This window comes from Chloroflexota bacterium, assembly GCA_020850535.1.
Classification (GTDB): Bacteria; Chloroflexota; UBA6077; order UBA6077; family JACCZL01; genus JADZEM01.
Window position 1 is genome coordinate 1 of the sequence record JADZEM010000198.1, and the last position, 11,392, is coordinate 11,392.

The following is an 11,392-nucleotide window of genomic DNA, read 5'->3' on the forward strand; positions in this document are numbered from 1 at the left end:
CGCTCGCAAGCTCGCTCGTTCAGGATGACAGACTCATTGCTGACCGCTGACGCAAACGTCGAGCGTCAGCAGATGGGTGAGCGTTGACGGTCAGCGGGTGAGGTCCTTCGCTGCGCTCAGGATGACAACTGTGAGTTGCAGAGATGCCCCGAAGCCGCGGCGCACCTGCGTCGGCCCCCGAGACCAGAAGCCCAGAACCCGAAACCTCGCTCACAACCCTACTCGTCGTCCGTGACCCGTTTCTCGGGCGGCAGGGTGTAGCGGTCGAACGCTTCGCGGAGCCGGCTCGTCTCGTAGTGGGCGTAGATCCGCTTCGTCGTCTCGGGGCTGGCATGCCCGAGGATGTCCTGCACCTCGGAGAGATCCGCCCCTCGATTCAACAGCAGGCTGGCACGGTCGTGCCGGAAGGAGTGGGGCGTCGCCCGTGAGCCGACGGCCGATCCGACCCGCTTGACCAGCGCGTAGACGGTGTCGCCCGAGAGACGCCAGTGTTCGCCGCGCGTCCCGGGCGCGCCGCGCCCCACGTCGTGGCGGATGAACAGGGGGCGGTGCCGATCCCCACGCGCTTCGAGATACCGTTTGATGGCGTCCATCGTGGCGCGGTCGAAGAAGATGACACGCTCGCGGCTGCCCTTGCCGGTGATCAAGGCCTGGCTGGCCCGCCCATCGGCGACGTCCTCGCGGTTCAACCGGACCAGCTCGTCACGCCGGACGGCGGTGGTGTAGAGGACGCGCAGGATAGCGCGGTCGCGCAGGGCGGCCAGGCGAGCCGTCTGCTCCAGGGGCAGCTCTTCGGACTCCAGGTGCAGGAGCATCGACGGGATCTGGTCGTCGATGCGCGGGGTGCGGTACGGATGCCGGGCGAGCACCTGCTCGAGGCCGGCTTGTAGGCGAGCGTAACTGTCGGGCGCAAGCTGGTGTCGGTCGAGGAAGCGGCAGAAGGCTCGCGCGCCGGCGAGGTAGGTCGGGCAGCTGCGCGAGGCGGTGCCATAGCGGCGCACGCACCAGAGGTAGAACCCTTCGAGGAGGTCGCGCGGCAGGGTGCGCGTCGGGGTCTCGGGCGGAATGCCGCGCTCGGCCAGGAAATCGACGAGACGGTCGAGGGCCGTGGCGTAGGTCCGCTGGGTGCGCGGGGCGCGCCCGACCAGCGAGCCTGCGAAAAGCGCGCGAGCCTCGGTCAGCGAGAGCGGCCCGGCTGGCCCGGTTGATGAGAGCGCCGCAGGGCCGATGACTGCCTCGGAGTTGCTTTCGGAGTTGCTTGCTGCCCTGGCCCCGACGCCTGTGCCATCCGAGGCCGAGTCCTGCTGGATGCGCTGGAGCAGATCGCCGGGCGCAGCGGAACGGTCAGGCGGCACGCTCGTCGGACGATCTGTCGTCGTGGCGCGCGGCGAGACGGCGTCAGGAGTATCCCCGGCACGAGCACTGGACCGCGAGAGCGTCACCCTACCACCTCCGAAACCGGCGCACGACCAGGATGACGAAGGTTAGCAAATGCGGACTGGTCGTGCTAGTCCCCATTATCATGACCAATCGAAGTCTGCGAGGTCACAGGGGTGTCTCACTGTGGGGTGCCCTGCTGGTGTCTGTGGCGGCCGGGCCTGGCGCCGCCCGAGCGTCTTCTCGGCGCTGGCTGTCGGCTGGTCGACGCGAGCAGCCAGGGGAAGCGTAGAGCACGCGGCGGTTCGTGGACGGCCGGCATGCGCCTCGAAGGTGTCACAGGGCGGAGTAGTGGGACAAACTACACATAAATGGCTTGTCTTTGGTTATGAGACTCAGTGTTTATGTGCATATACCTGCCGACGCGGGATGTTTACCGGGCGAGGGGGCGGATCCCTTGAGGATCTACCCCCTCGCCCGCTCTCTTGCTGGTATGGGCGGAAGTTCTCACCCCTGCCCTCCCGGCCGGCCCCTTTAGATCAGGCCAAGCACTCGCAGCACCACGATAATGACGACGATTGCGCCGATGATGTACAGGATCGAATACATGGCCGTTCCCCTCCTCAGTCTTCCTCATTCATGACGGTTCGCTGGTGCGTTCTGTCGATCAGTACAGACCGAGCAGCCGCAGCACCACGATGATCACGACGATTGCTCCGATGATGTAGAGGATCGAATACATCTCCACACCTCCTTCTTGTCTTGCCTCTAAAGCAGAATGCGTGCCACCGCATACGTTCAGACGCTGACTGGCTTCGCCATCGGGCAGACCGTCCAGCTGCTGTGCGGCGGCCAGTGTCCGACCATCAGGGTTGGTGATTACGTCGAGGTGGACGGCGCCAAGCAGCACGAGGGGCTGTTCACTGCAGACACGGTGACCGTGACCCGCCGATGACCCTGTCCCCGCGGGGCGATCGCATGTTCGTTGATGTTCCCGCAACACCATGAAACGCGCAGGCGGGGCTTTCAAGCCCCGCCTACACTCATTCCGTCGCTGCGCGACGGACGCCGGGAACAGCGTCGGCCGGTGAGACCGGGGCGTCGCGAAGCGACTGCAGGATGGTAGGCGGGGCTTTCAAGCCCCGACGACGCTGCACGACGCGCCCGTCCCACCGTACTCTCGCCAAACATGGCTTGACCCTGGCCGCTCATCATGCTTCGATACCAGCCATCGTCCGCGTGCTTGCGGCGCGCCGCCGACTGCCGCGCTGCTCCCCGTTCGCCCCACGGAGGTTCCAGATGGCAGGAGCGACCCATCACGTCCGTATCGACCGCTCCAGGAAGCTGGCCGACGAGCCACACACCGGCCACAACCGCTGGCATGAGGCCATCCCGCCCCTCGTCACCGTCCAGCCCGGCGACCGCGTCATCCTCGAGACGCGCGACGCCCTCGACGGACACTTCACGCCCGACTCGACGATTGCCGACGTCCTCACCGCCGACCTGATGCCCGTCCACCCGCTGACCGGTCCCGTCGCCGTCGAAGGCGCGGAGCCGGGCGATCTCCTGGAAGTCCGCATCGAGGAGATTCGCCCCGAGCCGTTCGGGTTCACCACCCAGATCGCCGGCTTCGGCTTCCTGCGCGACCTCTTCTCCGAGCCGCACATCGTCCGCTGGAAGATCGCCGACGGCTGGGCCACTTCTGTCGATCTGCCCGGCGTCAAGATCCCTGGTGCGCCGTTCATGGGCGTCATCGGCGTCGCGCCGTCCGCCGAGCTGCGGGCCACCCTCACCGCCCGCGAGGCTGAGGTCGCGTCGCGTGGCGGCGTCGCGCTGCCACCCGACCCGACGGCCGCCGTCCCGCGCGATCCGGCCATCGCCAGCACCGCCCTCCGCACGATCCCCCCGCGCGAGATCGGCGGGAACCTCGACATCAAGCAGTTGACGGCGGGCACGACCCTGCTGATCCCCGTCTATCAGCCCGGCGCGCTGTTCTCCGTCGGCGACGCCCACTTCGCGCAGGGCGACGGCGAGGTCTGCGGCACGGCTATCGAGATGGGTGGCACGTTCGTCGGGACGCTCCACCTCCGCAAGGGTGAGGCGGCGGCGCGCGGCATTCGCAGCATCCAGTACAGCCGCGAAGCGTACATCCTCGATCCGCGCTTCCAGGCCCCGCGACGGTTCTACGCCACCACCGGCCTCTCGGTGCGGGAGGACGGCCGGCAGGAGTCGGAAGAGGCGACGCTGGCCGCCCGCAACGCGCTGCTGGCGATGATCGAGTACCTCGTGAGCCAGCGCGGCTACAGCCGCGAGCAAGCGTACGCCATCTGCAGCGTGGCGGTCGACCTGAAGATCAGCGAGCTGGTGGACGTGCCGAACGTGGTGGTGAGCGCGGTGCTGCCACTCGACATCTTCGTGTGAGGCCCGGGCGGGCATCCCTCACCGTCATCCCGGGCGAAAAGGCCCGTTCGGCAGGCTCAGGGCAGGCCTTGTGACCATTCACCCCGTCATCCCGAGCGGAACGAGCTTGCGAGTGCAGCCGAGGGATCTTCCCCTTCGTGGCTATGCAAGGAAGATCCCTCCACGTCGCTCGTTCCTCGCCGCGGTCGGGATGACGGCATGAGGACGATCATCCCTCGCATCGGTCGGGATGACGGCATGAGGACGATCATCCCTCGCATCGGTCGGGATGACGGCATGAGGACGATCATCCCTCGCATCGGTCGGGATGACGGCACGAGGACGATCATCCCTTGTGTCGGTCGGGATGACAGGTGCGGGCGCTCGTGACTCGTGGCGGTCGGGGGCGACACGACAGGTGTGTGCCCCCAAACTGGCTCGACTACGCGAGCCACTCCCTACCGTTGCGCCACGGCGTACACGCCCAGCCCTGTCACCGACGCCGACACGTAGTTGTTGTTCGGGTCGGGCGCGTTGCCAGGGGCCTCGGTCCAGTTCTGCCCGTCGAAGCGCATCAGGGCCAGCCGTGCCTCGTCCACGCGCTCCCCCACACGGTTGCGGTAGCCCACGCCCAGGTTGACCGCGCCCGGCAACTGCTCCAGGCCGGAGCCGCCGCACGACGCTGCCGCCAGCCGAAACGCCAGATCCCCCACGATGCCGCCGGGCGGGGGTGGCACGCTGCCGGCGTCTACCTTCGACAGCTCCACCGACAGCCCGCCCTGAAAGGCCCGCACCGTGACGCTGCCATCATCCAGGATCAACGTCAGCACGTCGCCGTTCCCCAGGCACGCTTGCACAGACGACGGTGGGGGTGGCGGCGGCGACTGCCGCACTGGCGGCGGAGGCGGCGTCCAGTCGTCGTTCTCGTTGTCCTCGTGCTGGTTGTCCTCGCGCCCACGCCGCTCTTCCCGATCCTTCTTCTCGTTCTCGTTGCTCTGGGCCACGCCGGACAGGTCGACCGTCTCATCGTGGCGCGCACGCAGGCCATCCGCCGCGCTTTCACGTCCCGCCTCAGCATGGACCGGGAGGTAGGTCATCGGCCAACGCAGCAGCGGCGGCGCAAAGACAATGGCGAACAACAGCAGCGCGATCAGGACCGGTCGACCAGACATGCGACCACCTCCAGCAAGCACGTCCAGGGTACAAGTTCCAGGAGCCAGGAGCCAGGAGCCAGGAGCCAGGGTGACAAGAGACACTCGCTGCCTACCGGGCATCAATCCAGGCCCAGCATCAGCCGCGCCACCGTGAAGTACAGGAACAGCCCCGTTCCGTCCACCAGCGTCGTGATGAACGGCCCTGAGACCACCGCCGGATCGATGCGCAGCCGCCGCAGCACCAGCGGCAGCACCGCCGCCACCGCCGCCGCCCAGATCACGATGCACAGCGCCGTCATCGCGACGACTGGCCCCACCTCAAGGCCCACCCCCAGCGTCCACGACCGCACGTACGTCGCCACCCCCATCACCAGCCCGAGCAGCGAGCCCACCGCCAGCTCGCGGCGCACCACCCGCCACCAGTCCTCAGGCCGCACGTCGCCCGTCGCCATCGCGCGGACCAGCGTCGTCACCGTCTGCGAGCCGGTGTTGCCGCCCGTGCCGATCAGCAGCGGGATGAAGAACGCCAGCGAGACCATCTCCGAGAGCGTTGACTCGAAGTGCCGCAGTACCGTGCCGGTGTACGCCTCAGCCACGAACAGCACCAGCAGCCAGCCGATCCGCTTCCGGAACAGGTGGCCGATGCTCGCGCGGAGATACGGCTCGTCCAGCGGCTCCGAGCCGCCGAGCCGCTCGATGTCCTCGCCGGCCTCTTCGAGCAGCACATCCGAGGCATCGTCCGCCGTGATGATCCCGAGCAGGCGATCCGTCTCGTCCACCACTGGCAGCGCCAGGTAGTGATGCTCCTTCAGCAGCCTGGCTGCCGTCTCCTGGTCGGCGTCCGCACGGATACGCACCACGTCGGGCGACATCACCTGCGAGACCAGTTTCCAGCGCGGCGCCAGCACGAGGCCGCGGAGGGAGAGCACCCCCAGAAGCTGCCCGGTGGACGGCTCGGTCACGTACACGTAGTAGATCGTCTCAGCCTCTTCGGCCACCCGCCCCAGCTGATCGAGGGCCTCATCCACGGCGAGGTACGGCGCAATCGAGACGAAGTCCGGCGTCATGATGCCGGCCGCGCTCTCCGGCGCGTAGGTCAGCAGGTGCCGAACATCCTCGGCCTCCTCGTGCTCCATCTCGTCGAGGATCGCCTCGGCCTCGTGCGGGTGCAGCTCGCCCATCACGTCGGCGGCGTCGTCGGGGTCCATCTCCTCGACGACATCGGCCGCCTGGGCGCGGCTCAGCTTCCCGAGCAGGCGGGCCGCGTCGAACGGCTCCAGCTCGGTCAGCAGGTCGGCCAGGGCCTCGTCGCCGAGCCGCGCGAACAGCGTCGCCAGCTCGTCCGGGCGGAGATCGGCCAGGGCCTCCGTCAGGTCGGCCCGCGAGGCCGCCTTGAGCAGATCCGGGAGCAGGGTCGGCGGGACCGGGTGGCCATCCGCAAGCGCCGCGCGCACGATGGCGCGCACATCCAGGACGCGGGTCTCCATCATCCACCTCCGAGGCCGCGCTGCCGCTCAGGCAGCAGCGCAGACGGGTGACACGAAGGCGCCCTCCTCGGCGGGAGGGCGCGGCCTCGGCAAGTGGACAGCCCCGGTCAGGCAGGGACCATGCTACTCGGCGCGGTCAGCACACTCCAGCGCGGGCAGGCGCCCACAGCAGGGTTGGTGACTGGCAGGGTTGGTGACTGGCAGGGTCTGCGGTACTCATGTCCCAGTCACTATAGCGCGCACAGCCGACACGCCGACCTGAAGACTGGCTAAAGATCAGCTAAAGATCGCCTGAATCGCCGCGGCCCAGGCTTGCAGCAGTCTCCAGAGACGCTGGCGCACGCTGGCCCCGGCCGTGCGATGATGGGCGTGTCCCGGATTCGTGACGACGCTCGAAGGAGTGCGCCCGTGGCGCAGCCCGCATGACCTGGTGGTTTCACCTCACCGAGGTGGTCTGGCGTCTGCTGGACGACCATACGCTGAGTGTCGTGTTCGTGCTGCTGCTGCTCGAAGAGGCCGGCCTGCCGCCGCTGATCCCCGGCGACCTGCTCATGGCGTTCGTCGGCGTGCAGGCCGCCGCCGGCAAGCTCAGCCTGATCCAGGGGCTGCTCGTGCTGGAGCTGGCTACGATCATCGGCGGCAGCATCCTCTACTGGATCGCCAGCGTCGGCGGGCACGCCGTCCTGAACCGGGTCGGACGCTACGTCGGCACCACGCCAGAGCGGCTCAAGACCGCCGAGGAAGCCCTGGAGCGGCACGGCGGCCGAGCCATCGTCCTGGGACGGCTCGTCCCCAGCCTCTGCATCATGACAGCCATCGCCGCCGGCATCCTTGGCATGCCGTTCCGTCGCTACCTGCCGGCCCTGGCCCTCGGCGGCTTCCTGCACCTGATCGTCGTCGTCCTGGTCGGGTACGCCTTCGGCCCGCCCGTCCTGCGCGTGGCCGCCACCCTGCACCTGCCATTCGGCCTGCTGGTCTGGGGCATACTGTTCGTAGGACTGACGATCTGGCTGCGACGGCTGGTCCGCAAGAGCCCCAACGACGACGTCCCAACGATCACCACCGCCGACCGGCTCCGCTGCGGCCTGCTGGCCGGCCTGCTCGCCGCCGTCGAGTCGATGCTGGCCGCCAACCTCCTGCTCGACCTCTCCCGGGCGCTCGTCCACGATGCGCCCAGTCACCGGCTGTTCGCCGTCGATCTCGACGGCGCGACGCCCTTACGGATCGTCATGATCGCGATGACCCTCCTGGCCCTCCTCTTCCCCTTTCTCTGGGGGGCGCTCTACAGCCTGCTCGAATCGCACCTGAGCGGGCCGGCCGCCCTGCGCGGGGCCCTGTTCGCCGTCGCGCCACTGGTGTGGTCACTGCTGGTCCTGCTGCCGGCGACCGGCGCCGGCATGCTCGGCGTGAGCCTCGACGCCGGCCCGATCCCCGTCATCATCGAGGTCGGCCGGTTCGCCATCTACGGCGTCACCCTCGGCCTCACCTTCCCGGCTCTCGCCACGGCGACCGCGCGCCGGAGTGTGCCCGCATGATCCGCCTGCTGCTGCCCTTCGCGATCCTGGCGCTCGTCGCCTGCTTTGCGACGACGGTCCTCGCGCCGTTCGTGATCGCCGCGATCCTCGCCTACATCCTCAGTCCGCTCATCGACCGGCTGGAGGAGCGGACCCGCCTGCCACGCGCCGCCCTGGTCGCCGTCTTCGCCGTCCTGCTGATCGGCACGCTCGTCGGGCTGGTCTGGTTCCTCGAAGCGCGCCTCGCCGCCGAGATCCGCGCCCTCCGCGCGGCCGGCCCGGACATCGTGCAGGGCGCGTTCGCCAAGCTCGTCGGCGGCGACACGCTCGACGTGTTCGGCCAGGTCGTCGAGGTGCGGGCGCTGGCCGGATGGACTCGCCTCCAGATGAACGAGATCCTCGGGCGGCCGTCGGACGCCCTTCAACTGCTCCAGCACGCCATCGAGGGCGTCGTGAAAGTGTTCCTGACGCTGATGGCGCTCTTCTACTTCCTGTACGACGGACGCCGCGTCGGCCCGTACCTGCTGCGGTTCGTGCCGGCCGAGCATCGGCGGCGCACCCGCGAGGTCGGGCAGAACGTCCACGCCGTGCTCGGGCGGTTCTTGCGCGGCCAGCTATTCCTGATCGGCCTGATGATCGTCGTGAACTACTGTGTGCTGGAGTTCATCTTCCGGCTGCCGTTCGCGCTGCCCATCGCCATCGTCAGCGGCGTCCTTGAGGTCATCCCGCTGCTCGGCCCGATCCTCGCCGGGGCCATCGCGTCGGTGATCGCCCTGGCGCACGGCGGCGTCGGGCCGATGGCCGGCGTGGCGCTGGCCTACCTGATCCTCCGGCAGCTTGAAGATCACTTCGTGATGCCGTTCGTCGTCGGGCGGGCCGTCCACCTGCACCCGCTCATCCCGATCGTCTCGGTGCTGATTGGCGGCGCGATTGGCGGTATCCTGGGGGCGATCCTGGCCGTGCCGACGGCCGCCGCCCTGCGGGTGACCCTTGACACGCTCTACCCACCCCTCGCCGTCGAGGAACCCCTGACCCTGCCGCCGGCGCACCGCTCCACGCCGCACGCGCCTGCGCCGACCGTCCATACACCGTCGTAGGAGGCTTGACGAGATGCTGACTGACCGCGGGCCGCTGCGTCCGGCCCCCTCCGCACGCTCGTCTGCCGAGCTGCTCGACGCCGCCCGCGCCCTTCGCCCGCGGATCGAGGCGTTGGGCCCCGAGATCGAGGCTGGCCGCGAGCTGCCGGCCGCGCTCGTCGATCTGCTCCACGCCAACGCCCTGTTCCGGATGCTGTTGCCGCGCTCGCTTGGCGGCCACGAGGTCGAGCCGATCGCCTTCGTCCAGGTGCTCGAAGAGATCGCCCGGGCGGACGCCAGCACGGCCTGGTGCATCTGCCAGGCGTCCGGCTGCTCGATGGTCTCCGCCTACATGGACCCCGCCTCCGCCCACGAGGCGTTTGGCGATCCGCGCGCCGTCCTCGCCTGGGGCCAGCCGGTCGGTGCGCGCGCCGACGCCACCGGGGATGGCGGCTACCGCGTCAACGGACAGTGGGTCTTCGCCAGCGGCTCGCACCACGCGACCTGGCTGGGCGGCATCACCGCCCCGATCTTCGAGGCGGACGGCGCACCCCGGCTGCTGCCGAGCGGCGCACAGGAGGCCCGCACGATCCTCTTCCCGGCCGCCCAGGCCACCCTGCAAGACGTCTGGCAGGTCAGCGGCCTGCGCGGCACCGGCAGCGATACCATCACGGTCGCTGATCTGTTCGTGCCGGAAGGCCACACCGCCCGGGTCGAGCCGGCCACCCGCCGCGAGGCTGGCACGCTCTACCGGTTCACCTGGGGCAACCTCTTCTCGTCCGGCTTCTCCTCGGTGGCGCTGGGCATCGCGCGAGGCCTCCTCGACGCCCTGGTGGAGCTTGCGAGCGAGAAGACGCCGCGCGGCCTGCGCGCAACCCTCCGCGAGAACGCCGTGATCCAGCGGCAGGTCGCCATCGGAACGGCCCAATTGGACGCCGCCCGCGCCCTGCTGCACGCCACCCTGCGCGACGCCTGGACGGTCGCCGAGGCGAACGGTCCCGGCCCGCTCCCAATGGAGCTGCGCGTCCGCATCCGGCTCGCCGCGACGTTCGGCATCCACCAGGCGATGGATGTGGCCCAGACGGCGTTTCACGCGGCCGGCTCGTCGGCCATCTTCGCCGCCAACCCGTTCGAGCGCCGCTTCCGCGACCTTCACGCCGTCAGCCAGCAGATCCAGGCCCGCCAGAGCCACTTCGAGACGGTCGGCGCGTACCTCCTGGGCCTCGACCCCGACCCGACGTTTCTGTAGGCCTCGCCGGGGAACGGTGCGCTACAGCGACTCCAGGAACGTCGGCACGAGGTAGCTGTACCGCGGGCCGGCCTCGGTGTGGATCCCGTGGCCGACGTCCGGCAGCGTGACGTGCGTGCAGTCCGGGATCAGCGAGGCGGCCCATTGCGCCTCGCGGTCTTCGAGCGCCCCGCCGTGGGCCGGATTCCCCTGGAGCATCAGCACCGGGCAACCGATCCGACGCAGTCGGTCCGCCAGGTCGTAGTGCTCAACGGCGGTGTTCTCGATGACCGGCGTCAGCACCTCGGGGTCGATCTGGCTCAGGGTGTGCGCCCGCGCCCGGGTGGTCACGGCGTCCACGGCTGGCTGCAACGCCATCAGCTTTGCAGACAAGACTGAGACACTGTGGCCCTCGCGCGCCAACGCCCGCTGGGCCGAGAAGCGCGCGTACTCCGGCCGCATCCCGAACGGTCGGCCGTCAAACGCCCCCAGCGGCGGATCGCCCAACACGACGGCGCGCACCAGCTCGGGCGCCTCCGAGGCCACCCCGATGGAGATCATCGAGCCGAGCGACTGCCCGATCAGCACCGTCGGCCCGTTCCCGAGATGCCGCAGCAGCGCGATGACGTCCTCGGCGTAGTCCATCAGCCCGTAGCGGCCGGGCACGCGGCCGGACCGGCCATGCCCGCGCAGGTCGGCGGCGTAGACGTGGAAGCGCGGCGTCAAGGCCGGCAGCACGTTCAGGAAGTTCTGCCAGCGCGAGACGATGCCGTGCAGGAGCAGCAGCGGCGGCCCGTCGCTCGGCTCCTCCACGTAGTGAATCGACACGGTCCCGGTATCGAACGTCCGCTCGACAAGCATGGCTGATCCCTTCTGCTGACGCCGCCTGCGTGGCGCCGGGGGAAGGGTGCGCTACTGGGTCGCCGCCTGTCGAGGCGGGGCGCGGCAGACGCAGGGCGATTGCATGTTGATGTCGTCGTGCCGCCGCGTCGGGGCTTGAAAGCCCCGCCTACGATCCTGCCGTCGCTGCGCGACGCTGTAGTCTCACCAGTCCCTGTCCGTGCCCGGTGTCCGTCGCGCAGCGACGGCGTGACTGTAGGCGGGGACTTCAGTCCCCGACCGCCCGTTCCATGATGCTTCGGGGACACCAATGAAC

Annotated in this window: 9 protein-coding genes; 4 read left to right on the top strand and 5 right to left on the bottom strand. The window is 69.2% G+C overall.

Translation table 11 applies throughout. The features are described 5' to 3' along the window. Positions 1–218: 218 nt before the first annotated feature. Positions 219–1,442, bottom strand: coding sequence for a tyrosine-type recombinase/integrase (locus tag IT306_28500; GenBank protein MCC7372388.1), 1,224 nt, complete (start codon positions 1,440–1,442; stop codon positions 219–221). 602 nt (positions 1,443–2,044) lie between these two features. Then, entirely contained in the window at positions 2,045–2,287 is a 243-nt protein-coding gene (locus IT306_28505; GenBank protein ID MCC7372389.1) for a hypothetical protein, read from the bottom strand. A gap of 389 nt (positions 2,288–2,676) precedes the next feature. Here IT306_28505 and IT306_28510 point away from each other — a divergent pair, with 389 nt between their 5' ends. After that, entirely contained in the window at positions 2,677–3,798 is a 1,122-nt protein-coding gene (locus IT306_28510; GenBank protein MCC7372390.1) for an acetamidase/formamidase family protein, read from the top strand. A gap of 437 nt (positions 3,799–4,235) precedes the next feature. On the opposite strand, the gene IT306_28515 is transcribed toward IT306_28510, so the two are convergent. Beyond that, a complete protein-coding gene (locus IT306_28515; protein ID MCC7372391.1) occupies positions 4,236–4,949 on the bottom strand; it encodes a hypothetical protein in 714 nt (237 codons plus the stop codon). Between the two features lie 101 nt (positions 4,950–5,050). Beyond that, the gene (gene mgtE, locus IT306_28520) at positions 5,051–6,418 is read right to left on the bottom strand and encodes a magnesium transporter (GenBank protein MCC7372392.1); all 1,368 of its coding nucleotides are present in this window, start codon (positions 6,416–6,418) and stop codon (positions 5,051–5,053) included. Positions 6,419–6,840: 422 nt separating this feature from the next. Between mgtE and IT306_28525 the strand changes: the two genes are divergently transcribed. The 3 genes from IT306_28525 to IT306_28535 are packed head-to-tail and all read left to right on the top strand — an operon-like array spanning position 6,841 to position 10,257. Next, positions 6,841–7,953 carry a DedA family protein gene (locus IT306_28525; protein MCC7372393.1) on the top strand — a complete coding sequence of 371 codons (1,113 nt, stop codon included), beginning with the start codon at positions 6,841–6,843 and terminating at the stop codon, positions 7,951–7,953. Beyond that, positions 7,950–9,029 (top strand): AI-2E family transporter, encoded by a 1,080-nt coding sequence (locus IT306_28530; GenBank protein ID MCC7372394.1) that lies wholly within the window; start codon positions 7,950–7,952, stop codon positions 9,027–9,029. The genes IT306_28525 and IT306_28530 overlap by 4 nt, the downstream gene beginning before the upstream one ends. A gap of 13 nt (positions 9,030–9,042) precedes the next feature. After that, positions 9,043–10,257: an acyl-CoA dehydrogenase family protein gene (locus tag IT306_28535; protein MCC7372395.1), complete on the top strand. Its 1,215-nt coding sequence runs from the start codon at positions 9,043–9,045 to the stop codon at positions 10,255–10,257. Between the two features lie 21 nt (positions 10,258–10,278). Here IT306_28535 and IT306_28540 read toward each other — a convergent pair whose 3' ends face one another. After that, entirely contained in the window at positions 10,279–11,097 is an 819-nt protein-coding gene (locus IT306_28540; protein MCC7372396.1) for an alpha/beta hydrolase, read from the bottom strand. Positions 11,098–11,392: the final 295 nt, after the last annotated feature.